We start from the raw sequence: 24584 nt of genomic DNA, 5'->3' as shown, positions 1-24584 counted from the left end.
GTAAGCATCCGGCTAACACAGCCTTACCAAGCGATCCTATAAGCCTTAATTTAGTTCCCACCTAAAAACAAGTGGGGACTTAATCCATGAACATGGATATATATTCAGCAACACCTCCTGTTGCTAAAAAACGCCGAAAATACAGCAAAGAATTCAAACTCAGTATTGTCAATGCCTGCAAAAATCCTAATACCTCGATCGCTTCGGTCGCACTGCAACATAGTATTAATGCCAACCTTGTCAGTCGTTGGATCAGGATCTTCAGCCATCATGAGGGTGCCGTGCAGGATCCTACTCATGTGAATCCAGCATTTATTGCTTTGCCTTACACTGCTGCAATCAGCCAACCTATTGATGAGAGGATCACGTTGTGTATCACCGTGCCTCATACGAATAATGATATTCAGCTAAAATGGCAGACATCAGAAATACCTGCCTTGGCAGAATTACTCAAGGCACTTGCAACATGATCCGCATTGATGAAATCTGGTTGTCTACTCAGCCCATGGACATGCGTGCAGGTATGGATACGACCATGGCTCAGGTGGTGAGAGCCTTTGGCTACATCAAACCGCATTGTGCTTACCTGTTCTGTAATAAACGTGGCCATCGCATGAAAGTGCTGGTACATGATGGATTGGGCATCTGGCTGTGTGCCCGGCGGCTGGAACAGGGCAAATTTCACTGGGCTCAAGTTCACCAAGGTGAAACCGTGGCCCTCAGCCCGGAACAGTTACAGGCACTGATCCAAGGTTTGCCCTGGCAGCGCATTGGACGACAGCAGGTGGTGACGATGCTTTAAACCAGGCTCGACCATTCTGCTATTCTCCAAACGTTCTATTTCATTCTTCTCATGACCTCAGGCATACTGCGGTCATGAATACGCTGCCTGACTTAAGCCAACTGACCCATGAACAACTGCTGGAATTCACCAGGCAGTTGGCGCTGCAGCATCAGTCTCTAGCACAATCAAACCAACAATTGGATGCCAAAGTTCAACATCTTTCTATTCTCAATCAAAAATACGAGCATGAACTGGCGCTGTTTAAAAAGCATAAATTCGCCCAAAAGAATGAACACTTAACGGCAAAACAAATCCATCTGTGGGATGAAGCGGTTGAAGAAGATATTGCCGCGGTTGATCTAGAACTGGAACGGCTAAATGCAGATAAAACCAATGCAGCGACACAGAAAGCCAAAACCAATAAACCTAAACGTCGACCACTGCCAGATCATCTACACACCATCCGTATTGAGCATGAACCTGCATCAACCCAATGTGCTTGTGGCTGCCAACTCCGTCGTATCGGCGAAGATGTCAGTGAAAAACTGCATTTCAGACCGGCACAGTTCTATAAGGAACAGCATGTGCGTGGTAAATGGGTCTGTGATCAGTGTGACACTCTAACTCAGCAAGCGATGCCCGCCTATGTGATTGATAAAGGCATTGCTTCACCTGAATTGCTCAGCCATGTGCTGGTATCGAAGTATGCCGATCATTTGCCGCTGTACCGTCAGCGCCTGATCTATCAGCGGGCTGGCATTGATCTGTCCAGATCCACTTTATCTGACTGGATAGGTCGCTGCGGTGTAGAACTGGAACCTCTGGCCAATGCCTTAAAAGAGGTGGTGCTGCAACAGCGGGTGCTGCATGCAGATGAAACACCGGTCACCATCATGCGGATGGGTGAGAATAATAAAAAACCGAAGAAAGGTTATGTCTGGGCCTATGCCACCACACAGTATAATCCAGTTCAGGCGGTGATCTATGACTTTCAGGATAGTCGTTCAGGCCAGCATGCTGAAGAGTTCTTGAAAGGCTGGCAGGGCTATCTAGTCTGTGATGATTACAGTGGTTATAAAGCACGTTTTAAATCAGGCCAGGTGATTGAGGTGGGGTGCATGGCCCATGCACGTCGTAAATTCCATGAACTGCATGTAACTGGGAAAAGTCAGGTTGCTGAACAGGCCTTAGTGCTGATTCAGAAACTGTATGCGATAGAAGCAGAACTCAGGAAAAAGACCGATGGTACAGCGGAAGACCGCCGCGAATACCGACAACAGCATAGTCAACCAGTGATGCAACAACTATATGAATGGCTCAACCAACATCATCTGACAGTGCCATCGAGTTCTCCCACCGCCAAGGCTATCAATTACACTCTGAAGCGTTGGCCAGCCTTAAGCCGCTATCTGGATGATGGCAATCTACCGATATGCAACAATTGGGTAGAGGTGCGACACGAAGTCGCTTAATGAAGTTGTTCCCCCTGCGGGAACCACCCGTGTCACCGGGTGAATCTAGAAGGCTGAATAAAGAGCGCCTTCGACAATGTAACGAGGCACCGTAAGGTGCGGGGTATCAATCGTGAGAGGCGTACTCTTCTGGCAGCCATAGCCGGACAAGGGCTAGATAATCGGTATGGTGAACACATGTGAATCTGCGCAACGATCGTTAAATTGAACGAGCGGAAATGGCTAATACGCTCGAACCAAAACGGTAATGGAGGTGGGAATCGCGTCTTTCTACTACGCATTCGTGACCCATACGCCTCCCGGTCGATAGCAGGCACCTAAGCCGATGTACTTCAGTAAGCGGAACGTGGAAATCCCGTATTACCCCCATTGGGAAAGCAGTTTGCAAAAACTGCCCATGGTGATGCGGGCGAAGGAACGAGGAAAAAGCGAATGCCAGTCTGTAATGGGTTGGATAGAGGTTGAAACATTACCCCACGCGAAAGCGGGCTGACGTCCTTATGGTCTCTCATCACAAGAGAGTGTGTAGAACCCTTTTAATGGAGGGAGAGCAAATGAATGCAGCAGTATCAGCGTGTGCACCTTCCAGCACATCGTGGGACAGCATCGATTGGATTGCTGTACAGCGTCATGTCAGAGGGCTGCAAGCGCGTATTGTGAAGGCGGTACAAGACGGCAGGCATAACAAGGCGAAAGCTTTGCAATGGCTGCTGACTCACTCGTTTAGTGGCAAAGCATTGGCCGTAAAACGAGTGTCTGAAAACAAAGGCAAAAACACGGCTGGGGTCGACAAGGTGACTTGGAATACACCCAAGGCCAAGACCGGTGCGATGATGTCGTTGAAGAGGCGAGGTTACACGCCCCTTCCGCTTCGGAGAGTCCTTATTCCGAAGAAAAATGGCAAGATGAGACCTCTCGGGATACCCACGATGAAATGCCGGGCCATGCAGGCGCTCCATCTGCTGGCTTTGGAACCCATCGCGGAGACCACCGCTGATCGGAACTCTTATGGATTCAGACCGCAACGCTCAACCGCGGATGCTGCAGCACAGTGCTTTGGTGTGCTGTCAAGAAAAGTAAGTGCGGAGTGGGTGCTAGAGGGTGACATTCAAGGCTGTTTCGACAATATCAGCCATGACTGGATGATCGCCAACCTCCCAATGGACAAGGTGATTCTACGGAAATGGCTCAAAGCCGGTTACGTCTACCAAAGCAAGCTGTTTCCCAGTCTTTCCGGAACACCGCAAGGAGGTATTATCTCCCCGGTGTTGGCCAACATGACCTTGGACGGACTGGAAACGATGCTGGCGAAGAGGTTCCCTAACGCCAAATGGACAGGCAAAAAGCTGCAACTGGTACGGTATGCGGATGATTTCATCATCACGGGGTATTCTAAAGAGTGGCTCGAAAATGAAGTTCGCCCTGCCGTGGTTGAATTTCTGGCGGAGCGCGGTCTCGTGCTCTCTCAGGAAAAGACCAAAATCACGCACATAGGGAACGGGTTCGATTTTCTTGGCTGGAACGTACGCAAGTACAATGGCAAGCTACTGATCAAGCCGTCAAAGGCAAACATCAGTGCTCATCTCGATAAGCTGCGAGCATTAATCAATGCAAACAAAGCGACACGACAGGCCACTTTGATCGGTTTGCTCAACCCTATTCTAAGGGGTTGGGCCAACTATCATAGTTATGTCGTTGCCAAGAAGGTTTTCAACCAGGTAGACAGCGCAGTGTGGGAAATGCTCTGGCGATGGGCGGTACGTCGCCACCCTCGCAAAACACTCCGATGGGTCAAAGATCGGTATTTCAAAGTACAAGGAGCGCGTCGATGGGTGTTCTCATGTGATGAACAGTCCGCTGATGGTCGGAAGCGACAATACACATTAGTGTCTGCCTCGGACACGCCAATTGTGCGACATATCAAGATCAAGGCTGCTGCTAACCCTCATGACCCCGCATGGGATGAGTACTTCGAATCCCGATGGGGTAAAAGAATGCTGGTCTCCGCAAAGGGGCGAGCCAAGCTGTATCGGGTGTGGCTAAAACAAGGTGGTCGCTGCTGCGCCTGTCTTAAACCAGTCACCAAAGATACACCATGGCACAGCCGTCATATTGTGAAGCTAAGTCATGGTGGAACGGATGCAGTTGCTAATCTTGAGATTTACCATCTGTATTGTCCAAGGAGTGTTCAATTTGCCAATGTCAACGATGTATAACCGGGTGCCGAATGGCGCCTTAGCAGAGGCTTGAGCCGTGTGCTGGGAAACTCGCATGCACGGTTCTTAGGGGGTTGGACGTAGGTAACTGCGTCTGACTACCCGACAATCAGATGCGTCCCTGGGCGTTGGGACGCAAGAACTGGCTGTTTGCAGGTTCGCTGCGCAGTGGTCAGCGAGCGGCAAACATCATGACTTTAATCCAGTCAGCAAAGCTGAATGGCTTGGATCCGTATGCCTATTTAAGTGATGTGCTGAAAAGGTTACCGACACACAAAGTGACCCAAATTGAAGAATTGCTGCCGCACTGCTGGAAACCTAAATCGAATTAAAAAATAGGTATGGGATTCAGCGGACGCTTACTATGTTATTGCTAAAATTTGAATATTTTTAGACAAGTTTACGGAAGTCATTATCTAGAGCTTTTGGAATTGTAGATGTGAAATATTCAAACCCGCTTAGGTTCTGCTTATAAAGATATGCAATCACATGCTCATCAACTATAGATTCGTTTCTTATAAATGCTAAATGCAATTTTATATACTCACCCATATCTGGTGCAACTAAGGCATTACGTGCAAACTTGAAGCGTAAATCCCAATAGCATGTCAAGCCTTCGGGATAAGTACTCCAATCTGGCAACTTGCCGTTCTTGGCTTGATAAGTGGCTGCTTTTGTAAAAATCGAAGTGATAGACTTAGGTATATTTCCAGTACCTTGAACCACAGATGGTATTTCGATTTTTAATTTATCGTCATGAATGATTAATGCTTTCATGATGGTCCGGTGAATGGGAAGTAATGGCTTAGATGACATATATCTGTAACCCATTACTATTTGCATATAAAAATCACTCTTAATATCCAATCTATTCTTATTGGGCACTTCATCAAGACCAAGCATATATTTTAAAGTGCTCTCTTCTGAATGACCAATGTAATCAAAATCACGGATCGAATTAAAATTCAGCGGATTGCTACAGATAGCCTTATTCACTAATGCGTTTGAACGTGTACGGATCTCATACTCTCGGAGAGTTAAAGCCGCAAATAATTTAAAATCAAGGCGATCCATCACGGCTTTATCAGTTAATGGCATAATTTGATTCAATGCCTCACCAATCTTCTTCGACTCAAAAATACCCTGATCTTTTCTTGTAGAAGATCTAACCTGGCTAGCTAAATTCTCTACTGTAGTAAATATCTCTGCTTGCATAGTCCAGCAGACTTCTAAATATTCTCTCGGCATTTGAAAAGTTAGTGAACCTAAAAGCTCTGCAAGGATAGCCGTGTTATTAATAGCTTGCTCGTGTGCCATTGGATATGTTGAACGAAACTCAAAATTTACTGAATCTTTGGCCCCCCCTTCAATAAAACTGAATAATCGTGGATGGTTATTTTTAATTAAGCGATAAAAAAGTGTAATGACTTTATATGCAAGACTTTCATCAGCGTCTATAAATTTACGGAATTCTATTCCTGTAAGAAGTTCAATTTGCTTTTTAATGAAAGCCACTACTTCATAGGTATCTGCCCCCCCATAGGTCATTTGAAGGTAAGGATGAAAACTAGATTTGTGTGTGATTGGATCAGGATTACCAATTTCGAATACAGATTTATAAATATTCTTTTTCTCTTTTTTCTCGAGTATCAAGTGATAGATATACTCAAATAAATTGAGATGAGCTTTACTTTTTGCAAAACCCATTTGGTCTTTGATGTAAATTTCCTGCCTATATTTAGGTATAGATCTTTTTATAATATTCCTTGGGGCAACCATGAGATCACGAAGACCTGTAAAGTCTGGTGTAAGGTCAAGTTGTTTTAAAATTTCCTGAACACATGGATTTACGTTACTCATGACTACCCTTTCCTTAGAATTAATAAGATTTATTGGTGATGGCTTCATCCATTAAAGCCTGATCTTCAATCAAAGCTGTTTCTGTTTCTTTACTTATTCCGACACGAGTAATGGAGTCTTGAAAAAGCTTCTCATACCCCCTAATCTCATTCATCGTATAAGTGTTTTTATTTGTACTTGTTGCATTTAACTGCGCGACAATTACTTCTGACTTAACTTTATGAGCAAGCAAATTTGTAATACGCTTGATCGTTTGCCCAGCACGCATGGTTGGAGTCAAAACTTTATCAGTTTGGTCAACTAACGCATCTCTCGTTTTTTTGGCTAGATTTGGCATGGAATTTCCTGAAAGTTTATAAGTTAAAATTAGTCATTTGCGACTATTACAGACTAGAGCAATCGGGTTAGATTTTTCCCGGAGAATTTTATATTTTTAAAAATTCATTTTTCACTGGGACTTTTGCTGTAATAAAACACCTAGGGGCTAAATCAATTTTTTCTTATAACTCCCAAAGAACTTTATAAGAATTGGGTTATTTTCTTAAAACATACAGTTCTGATCTAAAATCAATATTAAAAAATAGTACTGTTACAAAAAGCTTTCCTTCTTAAACATATATAAATTCAACCATAAGTTGAAATCAAGCTATGATTAATTTTCCTAAAGAAAATTCTTGGAGTTTTCGAGATGGCTATGCATGGCGTTAGGCGTATTACCAATCGAGGGCGAGACCGAGTAATTGGAAAATTTGCTAGCTTAAAGATGCAGCAGATTATTCAATGGGAGTCTCAAATAGAAAGGGACTGTTGCTATTGGCTTGAGTTCGATAGAGATGTAATTGCCTACCGTTCACAACCACTAATTATTTCCTATATCTTTGAAGATAGAAAGCTGCGTCATACTCCAGACTTTGAGGTCATGCGTCATAGCTTACAAACAGGTCAATATCAATATTTAGAAGTTAAACCATATAAGAAAACAATGGAAGATGAGTTCAAACGCAAACATATTGCTCGCGCTGCGCACTTTCATCTTCACGGACATATATACGATTTAATAACTGATGAACATCTCCGTAAAGACAGTTACTTAGATAATATTCGACTTCTATACCGATATGCTCGCTTAACATCTAATCCTGAAATACTTTTAAAAATCAAACGAGCCTTACCAAATCATTCTAAACATACTCTAAAAGTACTACAAAATCATTGCGTTGATTTTGGAGCAGAAATGGAACTTGCGTATCTCTTACTCTACAACGGTAGCGCTAGATTCGATATGGAGAAGCCTCTTCATATTAATACCGAAATAGAGATGACATGGTATGTTGGAGACGATGATCTATGAGTAGCTATCAATTTTCTTATGGACACTATGTCGCTTATCAAGGTTCAGTATGGGAAATTGAAAGCCTTGATCCCAAAACAAAAATATTAAAACTTTCAAGAACAACTGATGCTCTGAAGATTTCAATACCATACTCAGAAGCATTAGGTCACCTAGTTAACAATCAACTTAAATTTATTGATCCTGAAACTGCTACCAAACCTTTAATTACGGCAGAACAACGTGCCTTAGCAGATTTTTCAACAAAATCATCAGAACAAAAAAAGGAAGCTGTAAGAAGGTCAAAATATCTAAATATTCTAAAGGAACTAAAAGTCCCATCTTTCACAAAAAAATATCTTGATCCACTTATTGCAAATATTGCTCTTCAAATTGGAGACCCCACACCACCTTCAGCAATTACAGTATATCGTTGGCATAAAAATTATAAGAATGCTAGTGAAGACATACGTTCATTAATCAAGAATGAGCAAAAAAAAGGGAATCGAAGTAAGCGCCTTGATCCAGAAGTACAACAGATAATAGATACGACTATTAAGGATGTTTACCTGAAAGGACATAAACCATCAATAACAACAGTCTACGAAGAGCTTAAAAGAAATATTTGGAAAGAAAATAAATTCAGGATACCTAGTGAGGCCTTAACAGCACCAAGTTTAACTACTCTAATCAATAAAATTAAAGCACTTGACCCTGTATTAGTTACTCTACACCGAGAAGGAAAACATGCTGCCGAAATGGAATTTAGAGTCTACCAAACGGGTGTCTCAACAACTAGACCATTAGAACGGGTTGAAATAGATCATACCCAATTGGATTTATTCGTCATTGATGATCAAACTGGTTTTCCTTTGGGCAAACCGTATATTACGGCCGCAATAGATCACCATACAGGCTCTGTCACAGGATTCTACATTAGTTTTACTCCACCAAGTGCATTTAGTGTCATGGAGTGTCTAAAAGTAGCTATATTGCCTAAAGTTGAAATAAACAAAATCTTTCCTTCTATTAAAAATACATGGGATGTTTTTGGTGTATTCGAAACTTTAATCGTAGACAACGGCAAAGAATTCTATAGCATTGCGCTCGAAGAGGCATGTATTCAACTAGGGATTAATATTCAATATGCACCTCCGCTCCACCCTTGGTTTAAAGCTTCCATTGAGCGGTATTTCTCAATTATAAATCAAAAATTACTCAATGGTATGGAAGGTAAAAGTCTAAAAGATCTTGGAAAATTTGCCGATTACGATCCTATTAAGAATGCAGTAATAGATTTCTCATCATTCGTAGAAATTATGTATATATGGGTAATAGATATTTTTCATCAAACTTTCAAAGAACGCATTGGTGATACACCAGCAGAAAAATGGCGTAAAAGTGTACTGATATATCCACCATTACTTCCCAAGAGTGCATTAGACGTGAATATTACTCTAGGACTTCATGACAAACGAAAAATTGTGAGGACTGGCATCTCCTATGAAGGTCTAATCTATAACTCATCAGAACTGGCTTTACTGAGGCAAAAAATTCTAGACAATCCAAATGTGACTATAAAAATAGATCCTTCCAATATTTCTCATATATTTGTTCTTGATCCAATCAAAGAGGAATATTTCAGTGTTCCAGCAATAAACCAGAAATATGCAACGGGTAAAACTTTATTTCAACATCAAGTAATCAGAAGGAATGCCCGTGAATACGCAAAATCTTCGGTAAATATGAATAATTTAATGGAAGCTGCTGATAGGATTGAAGAAGTTGTTGAAAAAAGTAAACATACTTCCAAAAACAGGAAAACACAATTATCTCAAAAAGTTGCACGCTACGAAGATATCTCTCAGAACTCAGTACTATCCTCTAAGTCAAATGAACAATTAAACTCTATTTATAAAGAAAAGAATCGTTCTCCAGAAAATCTAGTCGCCGAAGTTGAGAAAAAAATAGACCCTGTTTCTAGCGATAAAATACCACTCACATCATTTTATGATGAAGCGGATGACTGGTCTTCTGATTACAGCTTGGGAGGTATTAATAATGAGTGATTTAGCAGAATTTGTTGCAGCTAATGCAGATAAAATCAGAAAAATTGAATCTATCTTTATAAAATATCCTAGACTCACAAGCATTCTTGATTGCATTGAAGAATGTCGTGAAATGTCTAAATTTTCAGAAGAGCCTCAGTGTATGTTTATCACAGGAGGATCAGGCGTAGGAAAAACAAGTCTAATTCGACAATATTCTAGTCGTTGGCCGTCAATCGAAATGCCTGATGGTGACATCCATCCTGTCTTTAAAACATCTATACCTGCCAGCGCTACAATTAAAAGCGTAGCAACCGCAATGCTAAGTGATCTAGGTGATTTAGCAGCTACCCATGGAACCACTGTAACTCAAAGCAACCGTTTATATGCTTTAGTCCATCAATGTAAGGTAGAAGTCATCATTATAGATGAATTTCAGCATCTCATTGATAATAAGACACAAAGAGTTATTGGCTTGGTAGCAGACTGGATCAAGATGTTTATCGAAATTACTAAAATTCCAGTCATACTAATTGGCATGCCAGAATCGGAAGCCATTTTACATCAAAGCCCTCAACTACGCCGCCGATTCCTCACCAAGAAACGCCTAACTCCCTTTTTATGGGATAGTGAAGCCAACCGAAATGAATTTAGAAAATTTTTAGCTGAAGTAGATAAATCTCTTCCATTTGATGTGTATAGTAATTTAGCTTCAGAAGAAATTGCTTACCGTCTTTTTGTAGCAAGTCAGGGAACGGCAGCAAATATCATGTCATTGATAAAGCACGCTGCCTATGATGCCATTAGACATAATCATCCATGTTTGACTTTAGCGCATTTAGGCACAGCTTTTGATTCAATTCAATACGACACCACCCTCCCCAATAATCCATTCCTAGTAGAGACTTCTGTAATTTCTTCTTGGAAAGCAACAAGTAGGATTACACACTCAGAAATTGGCACTAATAATCGTGTCAAAGCCAAGCCAAAAGAATTGACAATCAGAGATACCATAACCCGCCGTTAATCGATTGATGAGCGTATGAAAAAACGACTATTAAAGCGTCCAGAACCTAATCTAGATGAAAGTATGATCGGGTACTTACTACGCCTATCGGATGCTAACTGTTATGAATCCTTGAATCCAATATTATCGCTTTTGGATGAAAATGATTTTGAGGTAAAGGCTCATAAAATACGTGCTCTTTGCATGGGTAAATTGAATATAGAACGACTGTCTCATCTCACAAATACACCTCAAAATACTTTGAACAACCTAATTTTTCAGTCGATTACTCTCAATAAAAGCCAATATTTCAGAGTCGGTCATGCAAGCATTTCCGATGAGTTAATGAATTTTAGAAATCCCGCAATCTGTGTACAGTGCTTAACAGAGTCTTCTTATCATCGAAAAATATGGACAGTTGCATCTTATACAGTGTGCCTTAAACACTTATCTCTATTACAGGATACATGCTCGACATGTAATTCAGTATTTAGTTGGTCAAGAACAAACTTACTGAAATGTCGCTGTGGTGCTGAAATGAAAGCAGCAGATTCATTGCAAGTTGAAAGCTCTGAAACACTACTAGCAGATATGACTGCACAAGCAGTCAATGGCGATTCGATCAAAGGACATCCACTAGTCAAAGATATGCAATCATTTTATGCAGTCATTCATCTTGGCTATATTTTATCCAGTAGGTATTCTTGGTCTAATACAGAATTAGACCTTAGTTATCAAATTATAAGTAATAGGCACACTGAAGCTCTAAATGCGTTCAAACCATTTGCTAATTGGCCAGAAAGTTTTCATCAGTTTCTAACAGAAATTGTCGCAAGAAATCGTGCCATCTATCCAGCATTTAGTAAACCAGCTCTGCTCTTTCGCCTAAGTATGGCTTTGGATCGTTCTCCATTACGTAAATTACAACCTGACATCTATCAAGCGGTAGAGTCTGAATTAGAAAGTTTTATACGCACAGAACAAACGCCAGCGATATTACCAAAGCCAAAGACTGAGAATCTGAAACAAGACAAGCTATTATCAAAAAAAGAAATTAAAACTATGCTAGCCGTATCTGATTCTAGCTTTGATCAGCTTATCAAAACTAATTTAAAACCACCTTCGCTGGATGAGAAGTACTCACTAGATAATGTAGCTGAACTCAGAGATATTTTATTGAGGTTAGTTACGCTAAATGAAGCAGCTAAAATTTTAAGGCTGTCACCCCACAATACAAAGAACCTGTTAAAGAGTGGAATTATTACCGCATTTCGTGGTCCTGATATTGATGGCTACCGTGATATCTTGATTGATACTAAGGTGTTAAATAACTTATTAACTAATATTGGCAAATCAGTAAAATCAAAATTTATACATGAAAATATACCTCTTTCGCTTTATTTCAAGAAATATCACTATCATTCGATGCGGACACTGGATGAATTAATTCAAGCTGTACTTGATAGACGACTTTCTATAGTGAACTTTGATAAAGAAGCTGGTTTATTGGGTATTAGTTTTGATAAAAATGAATTACTTCAATTCATTGATATACAAACAAAAAATAAAGATAAAAATGAATTATTAGATATCAATGATGTTATTGTCGCATTAAATACCTACCGTGATGCAGTATATCGAATCATGTCAGTAGGCCTTTTAAAGTATAAAATGGCAAAAATAAATATAAAATCTACTCAGCGCTTTGTTTCACCAGAGGAATTAGCCCGTTTCAAAGCTAAATACATTTTGCCAAGCGAAATTGCAGAACTTTTTCAAACAAATGTTACCAACATTGCTGAGCGTATAAAGCACCTTGGCATAAAACCCATTTCAGGACCAACCATTGATAATGGTTTAGTTTATGTCTTTGAGCGTAAAGATATTATCAGCATCAACAAACAACAATTGGATAAAGTACAAGGTTATCAAACCCGCACCGGTAGGCCCAAAAAAGGACAAATGACTACAAAAAGCAAAGCCAAAACAGATTATATGGATGCGCAAGCAGTTGCTGAACTTTTGGGAGATAGTGCTAATATTCAAAAAGTGTCACGTTTAGTAAAAAAGGGGTTTTTACAAGCGGTGCAACATAATGGAGAATTGGGTAACAAACGTTATTTTAAATCCGAAGTAGTACTGCAATACCTTGCAGAATTCCAGAATAATCCGCGTCTTATAAAACTACAAGACATACCCACTTGGTTATCAATTGACAAGCGCAGACTCGAAATTGATTGGCTGAAATCAGGGCGATTGAGCTTAATCGATGATGGCTTAGGCCAGCGCTATGCCCATATGGATGACTTGGAAAATATCAAGATGCTCAGGATATATGCGTTAAGTACACAAGAACTAGCTGAATCTACTGGAAAAACACGCCAAGATGTTAACAATGCAATCCGCCTTGGAAAGATTCAACCTATATCAGGACCCAATTATGATAGTTTTCCGAACTTTTTATTTGATCGCTCAAGCATTATCAAGCTTCTTTAGATTGCGAATGCAGAGACTTGATGATCTAAATATTTATCAACTTAAATTGCCGTTGACGAAATTGGGCTGAAACCATCATTTATGTTACATTATGTATCACTAAAATATTATATAGAATGATATCTAAGGGAACTAATGAGCACTATTATAAATTTTTTAAGCAACCCAGCAGTTGGAGGAGTAGCTGCAATATGTACAATCCTCACAACAATATGGGGGATAATACAAACAATACGTGTTAAGAAACTATCACAAGAAATTAGTAATTTGAAAACAAGCAAAAAGACTGATACCGACCAACGTCAAGTTAAAACGCATGATCGTTCTACATATGTGGAACAGGCAAATGATATAACTATTAATCATGGATCAGACTGATATGTGTCCTGATCGTTCTACAAATATTGGCACAGCTCAAACTGTCACCATCAATCAAGTTGCACCAAATTTTCAAAGACGGCCAGCTTTAATATCTCAAGTAGTAAAGAGACTTTCATCACTAACGCTTATAGATGAGGCATTCACCAATCAGTTAGAACATACTTATAATATTGAAGCTAAACTCGAATATAATCATGTATTTAAGTATCGTCCTTTAATTGAAGAGTATGGTGAATACGGACACAATGTCATTAAAATATTAAGTACAATTGATCAAGAAAAAGTTGGATCTGAAAAAAAAATCTTAAAATTAATTAATGATTTTTATAAAGAATGCATCGGAAACTTAAGAAGAATTGAGTCTTATTCCAAACAAAAGAGAGAAATTATAGAGGTAATTCAATCAAACTCCGACCAAATAATAGAAGATGTAATCAATAAAATAATAGAAATAATTAATAACTCATCAAATGGTCAAGATATGGATGAAGAGGACTTAATTTTTGGAGTAAAATATGTTGTTGGTCATGCCTTTATAGAATGTAAAGTTTTGGAACGACCTCAATTATGATCATTAATGAAGCCCATCCAAATTTAAGCATCTATCGACTTGGAGCAAGTTTAATTAGTATATTGACTAACTCTCCATTAGAGAAATTTGATGTTTTATATTTATATGAATCATTTAAAAAAAGAACTTCCAATGATATTAGTTTTGGCTATTTCATGTTAACTCTCGATTGGTTATATCTCCTAAACTTAGTTGAATTAACAGAGAATGGAGATATTAAAAAATGTTATTAAAAAATCTTAAGATATTTTCTAATGGAATTGAAATTCGCAATATTCCATTTAAAACTGGTCTTAACCTAATCTTAGACAATGAAACTATATTAGGAACTGAATCTGGTAATAGCATTGGAAAAACAACTCTACTTCGCATTGTAGATTACTGTTTAGGTTCAGATGGCAAAGATATTTATACTGATCCAGAGTTCAAAACTGAATATAATACAGAGGTCTACAACTTCGTCCAAAATAATCAAGTTTCAGCACAGCTTGAGCTAACTCTGAGAAATAATACTAATATAATTCTTGAAAGAAATCTTATTATAGAGGGTGAGAAATATTATAAAATAAATGATGAAGAAATTAGCTCAATCACAAAGTATAGAGAAAAGTTATCTGAGTTAATTTTTAAAAACAAAGCGTCAAAACCATCATTAAGACAATTAGTTCCCAAATTTATACGTAGTGATGCCTCAAAAATGTCAAATACAATTATGTATTTGCACAAATCTACCTCTCCTCGTGAATATGAACCGATTTTTTTGTTCTTATTTGGATTTCCAGAACCTACTCTTTTTTCTAACAAAAGCAGCTTATCTAGGGAACAAAAAGACTATGAAAAAAGATTATCTGTTTATGAAAAACCTCATTCAAAAAATGTAATTGAGCAAATGCTGAATGTTGTTAATGGAAATATTGTATCCGAAGAAATAAAGATCAATGAATTTCGCCTAAGTGATGCTTATCATCATGAGCTTGAAAATATTAGACAAATCAAATCTAAAATATCTAAACTCTCAACGAGTATATCAGAAGTAGATCTACGTATAGATCTCAACCAACAAACGATCGAAGAACTCACTGAATCATCTAATGAAATTGATTCTGATTATGTTCAAAATTTCTATGATGATGCAGCTATCTATTTACCAAATTTGCAGAAGAAATTTGATGATGTACTAAATTTTCACTCAAAAATGGTTGAAAATAAAGTAAATTTCATCGAAAAATATCTTTCAAAATTGAAACAAGATAGAAATGAACTCCAAAAAGATCTAGATAAAGCATTATTTGAAGAAAGTAGTTTATTGCAAGCCCTCAGTAATAGTGGAACATTGAATGATTTAGAGGTTATGCGCCTGGAATTGAACAGACTTCTTGAACAAAAAGGTGGATTAGAAGCTTCTCTACAAAAAATTAATGAAACGACGGAGCAATTACAAAAAATTTCTACAAATTTAGAAGAAATCAACGGAAAAATTGAAAGATACATTGCTGACTTTAATGAGAAAGTTACTGTATTCAATACTTTTTTTTCTAAGTATTCTAAAAAGTTCTATGAAGAGGAATATATATTTTCATATGAAAAGAAAGATAGCGATGAGTATTACAAATTTAAAATAGCCAATATCAGCGGAAACGTTGGTGGTGGTAAGAAAAAGGGGCAAGTTGCTGCATTTGATTTAGCATATATTTCATTTATAAATGAAGTTGGCCTTTTGTTCCCTCAATTTGTTCTACACGATAGTATTGAGGATATTCATGCCAACCAAATAGAAACTTTATTTAGTCTAGCAAATGAAATTAATGGGCAATATGTAGTCGCTGTACTTAAAGACAAAATTAAATTTCTTGGAAATGATTATATAAACCAAAATACTATATTGCGCCTAGATCAGCATAATAAGTTTTTCCGTATCTAGCAATATTATTGAAACAGAATTTTGAACTGTGCTAGGTTTATCAGAGACAGTTTATTTGTATTTAAATTAGGCCGCCTAAACATGCACGTTAATCTTATCTGTAGTAACTCAAATAGCAAAACATATCTAATTGCTATGTAGCATTTTTGATTAAATCACCCCACCCAGTATAACGTTTCTAACTCAACATCAACTCACCCTAAAACCCCTTATTAATTATTAATTAATTGATTTAATAAGAATTTTTTTGATCATGATCAATCAATGTAGTGTTTCATTTATTGAATTTATAAAAATTTCATTTTATGATTTATAAATTGTATTTTATTTCAATTTAAGAAGTGGTCCCACATGTTTGAACAACTAAAAGCTTATTTATAAGTGATACTCTGCTCTAGTTAAGCTACCTTATTTTGTTGTGGTAGCTGGTCATAGTAAAACTCATCTGGAGTCATTTTGTCCAGACTCGAATGAGGTCGTTTTAAATTATAAAATTCAAAATATGCGTTTAATTGCTTCTTCGCATCCAAAACATTGCTGTAGGCTTTGAGATACACCTCTTCATATTTAACGCTCCGCCATAATCGTTCAACCATCACATTATCAACCCATCGACCTTTACCATCCATACTGATTTGAATGCCATTTGATTTCAATACATCAATAAATGCATCACTGGTAAACTGACTGCCTTGGTCTGTATTAAATATTTCAGGTCGACCATATTTTTCAATAGCTTCATTTAATGTTTCTATGCAAAATGTAACCTCCATACTAATCGATACTCTATGCGCAAGTACCTTGCGGCTATGCCAATCAATCACAGCACATAAATAAACAAAGCCTTTTGCCATAGGGATATACGTTATATCCGTAGACCACACTTGATTACTGCGCTGAATAGCCAATCCTTTGAGCAGATATGGATATTTGCGGTGAGCTTGATTAGCCTGGCTTAAATTTGGTTTGCAATATAACGCATTAATGCCCATTTTCTTCATTAAAGTACGTGTATGACGTCGTCCTATATGATGTCCTTGACGATTCAACAAATCACGCATCATCCGACTACCTGCAAAAGGGTATTGCATATGTAATTCATCCATACACCGCATCAGCTTCAGATCTGATGCACTCACAGGTTTTGGGCGATAGTAATAACAACCACGGGAGACTTTCAGCAGCTGAGCTTGCTTAGATACTGAAATCTGAAGTGAGTCATCGATTAACTTTTGTGGTTGAAGCGGCCCAGTTTCTTCAACACACCTTCTAAAAAATCAATTTCTAATGCCTGCTCACCGATTTTTGCATGTAGTTTTTTTAGATCAATGGGCGGTTCTGTTGGAGCTTTTGATTGATCGAAGGCTTGCGAGGAAGCTGAAAGCAATTGATTTTTCCAGTCGATAATTTGGTTTTGATGAACATCAAATTCAGCACTCAATTCAGCAAGTGTTTTTTCTGCTTTAATCGCAGCAAGTGCTACCTTAGCTTTAAAATCATTTGAATGATTTCTTCTTGGTCTACGTGCCATAAAATACTCCATATATTGATGTTTATAACATCATTTGGGGAGCAAAATATCACTTATAAGTGTTGTTCAAATTTCCTGATCCACCTCTATTTTCCATTAAATTACACGGAATATTATGAAAAAAATGACAGTAGTTGTTCCCTGTCAAAATTCCTGAAGACTTTTTGGAGCCGTTACTACAAGACTAATGGCCCAAATATTCCATTAGTTTTTGGAATACCAGATATCCTGGTTATCGATCATCGTGTGAAGGATATTATTAATCAATCATTTTATAGTTGGTTAGACTCGAATAATATTCAATATGAGTTTTCTGATAGTAAGAATAAAAAAGCTATTGCTAATTTTCGTCAGCATCAACACTATCCTTATATTGAATGTTACTCTGAGATAGACGTCCTAGATACATATAAAACTAAAAATGAAGAATATGCCTTACCTTTATCCGTTCTAAACACGATGACTAACTATTTAGATAGTGTTTTTCTCTTATCAAAGCATCGTAAAACTTTAATAGCGTATACCAGCAGACCTATTAAGCATCCAACATTTACAGAATGCTGTCCTAACGATCTCCGACTATTTGACATTACACCTTTAGAAAGTAAAGCCGATAGAACTTTACAGGATGCATATTGGGTTAGCTCCGATTTAGAAAATGGCAATTATGGATACTTGCGGAATAGACAAGTGAAAGAAGACATAGATTGCACCAGAGAAGATAAAAAAGCTTTTTTGGCCCTAATAAAATCATTGCCAGTTACTCAATGGATGGATATTTTTACAAGCAATCAGATTGAATTATTGAATCAATTAAAAAAACAACGATACAAAGACACAATTGATATCGATCAGATTAATTACGCAGATATGTGTTTTAAATTAGGGTTAAGTAGGGATTCTCAATACACAGTTTTAGCACTGGAGACATCTAAATTAAAACGTTCTGAAATGATTGAACTTTGGGATCAATATTCTCATGGAGGTGATGTTAAGTACTCTTGTGAAATTATGCTTCCTGACTGGTACTCTTCGCGAAATGATAAAATTTACAGATATTTTTATTTATCTATGTGGAACAGCAGCATTATTTTCATAAGTGAATCAGGATCTCCAGCAACAAAATGTTTTGATCAAGATGAATGCATTAATTACATGTCAAAAAATCAATTCAAAATACATAATTTAAGTAATATCGTTGATATACGTCACTTTGATGAATTGCTATTAAACAACAGGCAATATTTATTGAACATCGTTAAAGAAATGGATGCTTTTGAACTTTTAAAGGACCTAAATACCGTATAAAACAGAGTGTGGAAACACACTCTGTTTTATAGAAAATGATTTCTATTGGATATAATTGGACAAGTAATTATAAATACTCGGATCTTCAATATCCGATGGGAATCCACGATCACAGACAAGGATAAACTTATTCCCCTGCTTTATAATTAATGGCTCTGTTCCATCTACTTCGTCTAAGTCTAAATGCAAATTTTCACAAACATATTCGTACATTGCTTCTTTAGAGATAAAATCTTTCAAGCCAAAACAACTTAGGATTGTACAATCCATCTCCACTGATTGATCAACAGAATCAGTAGATACATTCGATAGACTTATCGAATCATTAAAAGCCTACCCAAGTAAAACGTATTCAAAGCTTGTAAAATACGGAGAAAAGGCAAAAATTGTTTTGTATAAACCAGAACAAACCAAAACGTCATATAGTTCAAGTTATAGCGATCGGGTGGAACAAGCCCAGGTGGTAAACTTAAATGAAATCCAAAAGTATTCGTGGAATTTGGAAGTTTTTAGATGCTATATCTTTGATATAAAAACTAACTGCTGGTATGAACGGCGTTATACACAGGAATTAGTATCTTCCGGGCGCATTGAATCCCCTATAAAACAAATTCTTCTTTTTTAACGCTGTGCCATACAGCCCGGTTGAACATTTTAAGCATAGGTTTTATTAATTATTAACTGTAAAATATTATAGTTTAAACATCAATATTAACTACTTTTAATAGTTAGGAACTCCAGTTTTATCAGGATAATTTTTAGATCATGAAAAATATTAAGTTAGTACTAAGCTCAGCTATTCTTCTACCTCTTGTTGGTTGTTCCATTCTGCCTCAACCGGATGAAATTACGCCAAATCAAATGCTGAAATATCAGACCCCTGAGAACATAATTAATTCCAAAAACCTAAATGGGAAAGCTGGGACCGGTAAAGACTATATGCTTACTGGATATAAAGAAGCTCTTTTACCCCATTCATACATGAATAATTTATGTAAAAGCCAGAATGGATCGTTGAGACAAATTCAACGTTCTTCATATGCCTATTTAGATAAACGTAATAACCCATCTCCTAAGACTATCGGGTCAGAACTCGCACCTCACATTGGTATTTTTGAATGTAATGTAAGTTCACCCTGGTATGTAAGTATTGAACCATTATCAAGCCGATACGGTGGTACTAACAAAAATCTAGACATCATTTCGCTAAAAACAAAGGTTATTGATCGATCTTCACTTAAAGGTCATATTGATTATTACAACGTTCATAGACAAGAAGAACTTGAACAAGACAAGAGAAAATATAATGAGCGATTACGTCAAGAAAATGAGCGTCAACGCCAGGAACAAGCTCAAATTAATGCAAAAAATAGATTTATAGCTGCAAATGCCCCTACAACAAAAGACATAGGTAAAACTATCTGCAATGAAACAGTATTGTCTGCTTTTACCGGTATATACGTATTTGGGCAACCTAATTTTAAGCAGACCAATGGTACGGTTATCGCAAGTGTAGAAGGCTTTTCTAACGATCAGAAAAATATCAAAATCAATATCAAAGGCTTTTTAAATACCCAAAATGGAATCTCAGCTGGAAGTGATGTGTTGTACAACCAGATCCCACTTGAAGCTGGTAGAACGGTTTGGGACAGTAAAGCAAATTGGTTTAAGTGTAATTATTAATTTTATTATCTAGCTTAAAAAGAGGTCATTAGGGACCTCTTTTTTTAACTCATAATTTATAGAATGCAAATAGCCTTATGAGGCCAGACTATATTCCTGTTCATGAGTAAAGTTGGCCAGAACCAGTGCATAAGATAAATCAGGTGGTACTGAGTTACCGACCATACGATATTGGTCTTGTTTAGTTAACTTCAATTGTTGGTTATTTTCATCATGTCCATAACTGAAAATATAATCATGCGGAAAGCCTTGAGCCTTATAAAGTTCAAATGGTTGAAGCATTCTAAAGCCAATATCTTCAATACAATAGCGTTCACCATTGATTTCAATGATTCCAAATTTTTCAAAAAGTTCATTTTTGAAATTTAACCCTTCAGTAAATCTCGTTAATAAAGCTCGTACCTCTGCAAATTGATTTACTGTTGTGAGTGTATGCATAGGTTCATTTAACTCTTGGCCAGTACATCCATTTTTCATTTTTGAAAGGTGACAAACATATAGTGAGTGGGTACCGCCTTTAGTTTCAGCTGTAATTGTCCTCAAAGGCTCACCGATCGGCATTGATCTCCGACTTGATCCATTTGCACATTCTGTAAGAATTGGAGCAGCTGCATCAACGATATATGGCTCTGGATTATGAACGATATATTTCAAAATACCGCGAACAATACGCTCTAACGTAGCTGGTGCCAGTGCTTTTTTTCTTTTAAATATACTAGGGCAATCAAAACTTAGATCTACGCATTCAGCAGCTGTACGCCATGGCAATAAACGTCCCTTTTTTACAAGACTGGTATTAGGATTACCATGGGTTTCCTTTGGCCATACGATTGGCAATCCATCACGGCGAGCTATTAAGAAAAATCGATTTCGTATAGTTGGTGAACCGAAGTCACATGCTTTTAATTCTTTGTATTCAACTGAGTATCCTTGATATTTCAATGCATTTACAAAGCAATTAAACGTTCGTCCCTTACGCTTTGGGCATGGACGTCCATCTTTATCAAGGTCACCCCATTCTGCAAACTCCGTTACATTTTCAAGCATTATTACACGAGGTCGAACCTTTGCTGCCCAGCGCAATGCAATCCAGGCCAATCCCCTAATGTTTTTATTGAGAGGTTTACCTCCCTTAGCTTTGGAATGGTGTTTACAGTCTGGGCTCAACCAGACTAATCCAACGGGTTGATTACCAGTGATTTCAACTGGATCTACATCCCAAACACTTTCACAATAATGTTTTGTAAGAGGATGATTTACCCGGTGCATCGCCAAAGCTTTAGGATCATGATTAATAGCAATATCAATCGGTCTCCCAAATGCACGTTCTAAACCGGTTGATGTTCCACCACCCCCGGCAAAATTATCAACAATAAGTTCGTGTGGTAATAAATTAAACATAATATAAACTCCAAGTTTTTGGCTTTTTGCCACTAAATTCGTGTACGCGAATACTGTATGAATACTTAGGCAAGCATTAGTTCATTTATAGAATCAATGGCTGCCAAATCATCATAATCATAGTAAGCATCATCGATGGCAGACGAAATTTCATATTCAGAAACTCCTGAATTCAAAGCGAGTTTTAAAAGATTCCGGTCTAATCGGTCATATTTGTTTGAAAATGCCATCAGTTTATGGTCATGCGCGTTATTGGCCATAAAGAATGAATATGCAAAACCAACAGGCGTTACACTTCGAGCATTTTTAGTGGCCAAGCTTTTCCCACCATATAACTTGTGCATTTTAGATCCCTCTATAGGCTCTACTGGTTCAATAGGTAGGTCAGCATTAAATCTACCCCATAATAAGGTTTTCTTAGTGTAAGTATCCCCAAAATGAAACGGATCAAACGACAGACGCCACGGCGACAACCCGGTTAAGCTCGCAATACGCCCTACTGGATTCTCAATTGCCCAAATATTCGGTTTAAAAAATTCAATTGTTCTTAAAGTTTGGTACACCAGCTCAATACTGCTTAACGTGCGACCATCAGCATCTTTGGCGGTAAAATGTCTTGCACCAGAAACAGCAAAGTCAGTACATGGGCATGCAGCTAAAATCGCATGAACGTCCAAACCATCAAAGCATGCAAAAAGCTCGTTAAAGAATTCCACGCTGAAGTTATTAATATCGCCAAAATAAGGATCTGCCTGTATATCAAAGCGAAATACTTGATAGCCAGCATCAACCCATGGTTGTGACCATGTGCCAGACAAATCAAAAAGAGAAATGACAATTTTTTGGTTGTTTTGGTTGCGGATCGTTGGATCTAGATATTGGTTAAACGCAACGTTTTTCCATTGTTCTAAACGCTCTAATGCGGAAGATCTGGACATCCAGCCATTAGCTTCAACATATGCTTGTGATTTCTTATTTAAGCGAACAACTTCATTCTTATGCGGTGCATCAAAGATGTTTGAAATCTTAAACTCAGCATCAATAAAACTACTTCTTGCATCCAATAAAAGCTTATTGAAAAGTTGCAATTGTTCATTATTGTTTTGCGTTTTTACTAAATCCACGACCGACTCCAAGTTTTAAGCAATGAGCTTGATTACCTAATTTTAGAGTAATTTGTATGAATATAATTTTTTTTAAAAATAGTTATATGTCTATTCAGTTGAAGACGATTATCTACCATAAAGCTTATTGAGCTTTTCGGATGCTAAATCACTAAATTTGACGTAAATTGTGCTGGATGTCTTTGCCAATTTAACTTCAAGATGCTCATTAATCTGGATGTAAGCACCTTTACTAATATTTAGATCTTTAGTTAACTCCTGGATAGCCTGATCAAACCTATTCTCTTCTATCTTTAATAGTGAATATTCATTACTAATATTCAAATTAATAGATTTAGCGACCTGTTCAAAAGTGCGAATCATATTAAAACATAGGTCTATTTTTCTTTTTTTATTGATGCCAGTGCCGTGTATACGGGTTCTAGGAGATTTCTCGACAAACTTAAAACTCCATATCGTGTCGTATATACCAACTTGATTTGCCAAAACATCAACAAGAGAAGCGTTGCTAGATAGATTATCCAAGTCAGCAAGTGCTTTTCTTACCATCTTTAGTCCGAATACCTTACTGTTATGAGTACAATACTTCGTATAAAACCTAGTTTTTGCATCTGATTGGTGATTTATCTTAATAACTATTTGGTTATAAACCTTAATCCAATAAATATTACTCAATGTTAAATACAAAGGATCTCTTTCAGGCTGGCTTTGAATATTAGGAAGTATTACATTGAGGTCTGAGTGCTGGTTGAGTTGTAGTATGGATAATTGTATTTCTGGATCAAAAGAAACAAAGACCTTTCTTGCTTCAAGTAGCGCCGTAGTCTTTGTAGAAAACTCCTTAGAGAGCTCTGAACCGTACCGGGTTTGTCGGAGACTTTTTTATTTAAGTTAGGCCACCTGACCTAACGGATTAATCTTATCATAGTACATTGCTTCAAACTCAAAAGGCGATACATAACCCAGTGCACTGTGTACACGCTTTTTGTTGAACCAATCTACCCAATTTAATGTCGCAAGTTGTACATCCGCTAAACCTTGCCAATCTGCTTTTAGATATTCAATCACTTCTGTTTTGTATAAGCCATTCACCGTTTCAGCCAAAGCATTATCGTATGAATCACCTGTCGTACCGACTGATGCTCGTAAATTTGCTGCTTCTAAACGATTGGTATAGCGAATAGAAAGATATTGAACACCTCTATCTGAATGATGAATCACATTCTTAGGCATACCTCGATCGTGCAATGCTTGCTCCAATGCATCGAGCACCATATCTGTATTCATCCGTGTAGATACTTTCCATCCAACAATTGCTCGTGAGAACACGTCAATAACAAATGCGGTATATACCCAGCCTGAATTTGTTTGAATATACGTAAAGTCACCCACCCATAGTTGGTTTGGATGATCAGCATTAAAATTACGTTTCACTAAATCATCTGCCCGTTT

19 protein-coding genes and 3 pseudogenes are annotated in these 24584 nt (G+C 37.6%); 15 read left to right on the top strand and 7 right to left on the bottom strand.

Going from position 1 to position 24584, the window contains the following annotated elements; all coding sequences use genetic code 11:
* The first annotated feature begins 86 nt into the window (after nt 1-86).
* The 5 genes and pseudogenes from ACNPNW_RS15485 to ACNPNW_RS15465 form a co-directional block, all read left to right on the top strand.
* Entirely contained in the window at nt 87-470 is a 384-nt protein-coding gene (locus tag ACNPNW_RS15485) for a transposase (protein ID WP_001055585.1), read from the top strand.
* Entirely contained in the window at nt 467-802 is a 336-nt protein-coding gene (tnpB, locus tag ACNPNW_RS15480; protein WP_000618091.1) for an IS66 family insertion sequence element accessory protein TnpB, read from the top strand. The genes ACNPNW_RS15485 and tnpB overlap by 4 nt, the downstream gene beginning before the upstream one ends.
* 74 nt (nt 803-876) lie before the next feature.
* Nucleotides 877-2235: pseudogene (locus tag ACNPNW_RS15475) on the top strand (IS66-like element ISAba25 family transposase); the annotation flags it as partial.
* Nucleotides 2236-2810: 575 nt separating this feature from the next.
* Nucleotides 2811-4472, top strand: coding sequence for a group II intron reverse transcriptase/maturase (ltrA, locus tag ACNPNW_RS15470; protein ID WP_448766592.1), 1662 nt, complete (start codon nt 2811-2813; stop codon nt 4470-4472).
* Nucleotides 4473-4576: 104 nt separating this feature from the next.
* A pseudogene (locus ACNPNW_RS15465) lies at nt 4577-4804 on the top strand (transposase domain-containing protein); the annotation flags it as partial.
* Between the two features lie 58 nt (nt 4805-4862).
* Here ACNPNW_RS15465 and ACNPNW_RS15460 read toward each other — a convergent pair.
* Together ACNPNW_RS15460 and ACNPNW_RS15455 are read right to left on the bottom strand one after the other, a co-directional pair.
* Nucleotides 4863-6332 (bottom strand): hypothetical protein, encoded by a 1470-nt coding sequence (locus ACNPNW_RS15460; RefSeq protein WP_448767132.1) that lies wholly within the window; start codon nt 6330-6332, stop codon nt 4863-4865.
* Nucleotides 6333-6351: 19 nt separating this feature from the next.
* Nucleotides 6352-6669, bottom strand: coding sequence for a hypothetical protein (locus ACNPNW_RS15455; protein WP_448767131.1), 318 nt, complete (start codon nt 6667-6669; stop codon nt 6352-6354).
* Between the two features lie 351 nt (nt 6670-7020).
* Between ACNPNW_RS15455 and ACNPNW_RS15450 the strand changes: the two genes are divergently transcribed.
* The 8 genes from ACNPNW_RS15450 (at nt 7021) to ACNPNW_RS15415 (ending at nt 16085) form a co-directional block, all read left to right on the top strand.
* Entirely contained in the window at nt 7021-7683 is a 663-nt protein-coding gene (locus tag ACNPNW_RS15450; protein ID WP_448767130.1) for a TnsA endonuclease N-terminal domain-containing protein, read from the top strand.
* Nucleotides 7680-9731, top strand: a complete 2052-nt coding sequence (locus tag ACNPNW_RS15445; RefSeq protein ID WP_448767129.1) for a TnsB C-terminal domain-containing protein — start codon at nt 7680-7682, stop codon at nt 9729-9731. Before ACNPNW_RS15450 ends, ACNPNW_RS15445 begins: the two co-directional genes overlap by 4 nt.
* Nucleotides 9724-10737, top strand: a complete 1014-nt coding sequence (locus ACNPNW_RS15440; RefSeq protein WP_001281162.1) for a TniB family NTP-binding protein — start codon at nt 9724-9726, stop codon at nt 10735-10737. Before ACNPNW_RS15445 ends, ACNPNW_RS15440 begins: the two co-directional genes overlap by 8 nt.
* Nucleotides 10738-10752: 15 nt before the next feature.
* Nucleotides 10753-13212 (top strand): TniQ family protein, encoded by a 2460-nt coding sequence (locus ACNPNW_RS15435; protein WP_448767128.1) that lies wholly within the window; start codon nt 10753-10755, stop codon nt 13210-13212.
* A gap of 135 nt (nt 13213-13347) precedes the next feature.
* Nucleotides 13348-13590, top strand: a complete 243-nt coding sequence (locus tag ACNPNW_RS15430; RefSeq protein WP_000104011.1) for a hypothetical protein — start codon at nt 13348-13350, stop codon at nt 13588-13590.
* Between the two features lies 1 nt (nt 13591).
* On the top strand, nt 13592-14164 hold the full coding sequence (locus tag ACNPNW_RS15425) for a hypothetical protein (RefSeq protein ID WP_448767127.1): 573 nt from the start codon (nt 13592-13594) through the stop codon (nt 14162-14164).
* Nucleotides 14161-14397 (top strand): ABC-three component system middle component 6, encoded by a 237-nt coding sequence (locus tag ACNPNW_RS15420; protein WP_000586128.1) that lies wholly within the window; start codon nt 14161-14163, stop codon nt 14395-14397. Before ACNPNW_RS15425 ends, ACNPNW_RS15420 begins: the two co-directional genes overlap by 4 nt.
* Nucleotides 14388-16085 carry a DUF2326 domain-containing protein gene (locus ACNPNW_RS15415; RefSeq protein WP_448767126.1) on the top strand — a complete coding sequence of 566 codons (1698 nt, stop codon included), beginning with the start codon at nt 14388-14390 and terminating at the stop codon, nt 16083-16085. Before ACNPNW_RS15420 ends, ACNPNW_RS15415 begins: the two co-directional genes overlap by 10 nt.
* 398 nt (nt 16086-16483) lie before the next feature.
* On the opposite strand, the gene ACNPNW_RS15410 is transcribed toward ACNPNW_RS15415, so the two are convergent.
* A protein-coding gene (locus tag ACNPNW_RS15410; protein WP_448767125.1) for an IS3 family transposase occupies nt 16484-17616 on the bottom strand; the annotation gives its coding sequence in 2 pieces (ribosomal slippage) (nt 16484-17364 and nt 17364-17616; 1134 coding nt in all).
* Between the two features lie 246 nt (nt 17617-17862).
* Here ACNPNW_RS15410 and ACNPNW_RS15405 point away from each other — a divergent pair.
* Both ACNPNW_RS15405 and ACNPNW_RS15400 read left to right on the top strand, forming a co-directional pair.
* Nucleotides 17863-18924: a hypothetical protein gene (locus ACNPNW_RS15405; protein ID WP_252509314.1), complete on the top strand. Its 1062-nt coding sequence runs from the start codon at nt 17863-17865 to the stop codon at nt 18922-18924.
* A gap of 765 nt (nt 18925-19689) precedes the next feature.
* Nucleotides 19690-20607: a hypothetical protein gene (locus ACNPNW_RS15400; RefSeq protein WP_024160928.1), complete on the top strand. Its 918-nt coding sequence runs from the start codon at nt 19690-19692 to the stop codon at nt 20605-20607.
* 75 nt (nt 20608-20682) lie between these two features.
* Here ACNPNW_RS15400 and ACNPNW_RS15395 read toward each other — a convergent pair whose 3' ends face one another.
* The 4 genes and pseudogenes from ACNPNW_RS15395 to ACNPNW_RS15380 form a co-directional block, all read right to left on the bottom strand.
* Nucleotides 20683-22008 carry a DNA cytosine methyltransferase gene (locus ACNPNW_RS15395; RefSeq protein ID WP_005028578.1) on the bottom strand — a complete coding sequence of 442 codons (1326 nt, stop codon included), beginning with the start codon at nt 22006-22008 and terminating at the stop codon, nt 20683-20685.
* A 65-nt stretch (nt 22009-22073) separates the two neighbouring features.
* Entirely contained in the window at nt 22074-23132 is a 1059-nt protein-coding gene (locus ACNPNW_RS15390) for a DNA cytosine methyltransferase (RefSeq protein WP_448767124.1), read from the bottom strand.
* Between the two features lie 108 nt (nt 23133-23240).
* On the bottom strand, nt 23241-23681 hold the full coding sequence (locus ACNPNW_RS15385) for a hypothetical protein (protein ID WP_024160767.1): 441 nt from the start codon (nt 23679-23681) through the stop codon (nt 23241-23243).
* Nucleotides 23682-24023: 342 nt separating this feature from the next.
* A pseudogene (locus ACNPNW_RS15380) lies at nt 24024-24584 on the bottom strand (IS3-like element ISAba19 family transposase); the annotation flags it as partial.

This window comes from Acinetobacter endophylla, from assembly GCF_053543775.1.
The sequence above is the reverse complement of the archived record's forward strand: the minus strand, read 5'-3'. Positions and strand labels throughout refer to the sequence as shown.

Excerpts from the sequence above, each read along its gene's own strand:
- ACNPNW_RS15455 (WP_448767131.1), bottom strand. The coding sequence starts at position 6,669 with ATGCCAAATCTAGCCAAAAAAACGAGAGATGCGTTAGTTGACCAAACT.
- ACNPNW_RS15450 (WP_448767130.1), top strand. The coding sequence starts at position 7,021 with ATGGCTATGCATGGCGTTAGGCGTATTACCAATCGAGGGCGAGACCGA.
- ACNPNW_RS15440 (WP_001281162.1), top strand. The coding sequence starts at position 9,724 with ATGAGTGATTTAGCAGAATTTGTTGCAGCTAATGCAGATAAAATCAGA.
- ACNPNW_RS15420 (WP_000586128.1), top strand. The coding sequence starts at position 14,161 with ATGATCATTAATGAAGCCCATCCAAATTTAAGCATCTATCGACTTGGA.
- tnpB (WP_000618091.1), top strand. The coding sequence starts at position 467 with ATGATCCGCATTGATGAAATCTGGTTGTCTACTCAGCCCATGGACATG.
- ACNPNW_RS15445 (WP_448767129.1), top strand. The coding sequence starts at position 7,680 with ATGAGTAGCTATCAATTTTCTTATGGACACTATGTCGCTTATCAAGGT.
- ACNPNW_RS15485 (WP_001055585.1), top strand. The coding sequence starts at position 87 with ATGAACATGGATATATATTCAGCAACACCTCCTGTTGCTAAAAAACGC.
- ltrA (WP_448766592.1), top strand. The coding sequence starts at position 2,811 with ATGAATGCAGCAGTATCAGCGTGTGCACCTTCCAGCACATCGTGGGAC.
- ACNPNW_RS15415 (WP_448767126.1), top strand. The coding sequence starts at position 14,388 with ATGTTATTAAAAAATCTTAAGATATTTTCTAATGGAATTGAAATTCGC.
- ACNPNW_RS15425 (WP_448767127.1), top strand. The coding sequence starts at position 13,592 with ATGTGTCCTGATCGTTCTACAAATATTGGCACAGCTCAAACTGTCACC.
- ACNPNW_RS15460 (WP_448767132.1), bottom strand. The coding sequence starts at position 6,332 with ATGAGTAACGTAAATCCATGTGTTCAGGAAATTTTAAAACAACTTGAC.
- ACNPNW_RS15395 (WP_005028578.1), bottom strand. The coding sequence starts at position 22,008 with ATGTTTAATTTATTACCACACGAACTTATTGTTGATAATTTTGCCGGG.
- ACNPNW_RS15435 (WP_448767128.1), top strand. The coding sequence starts at position 10,753 with ATGAAAAAACGACTATTAAAGCGTCCAGAACCTAATCTAGATGAAAGT.
- ACNPNW_RS15430 (WP_000104011.1), top strand. The coding sequence starts at position 13,348 with ATGAGCACTATTATAAATTTTTTAAGCAACCCAGCAGTTGGAGGAGTA.
- ACNPNW_RS15385 (WP_024160767.1), bottom strand. The coding sequence starts at position 23,681 with ATGGTAAGAAAAGCACTTGCTGACTTGGATAATCTATCTAGCAACGCT.
- ACNPNW_RS15400 (WP_024160928.1), top strand. The coding sequence starts at position 19,690 with ATGAAAAATATTAAGTTAGTACTAAGCTCAGCTATTCTTCTACCTCTT.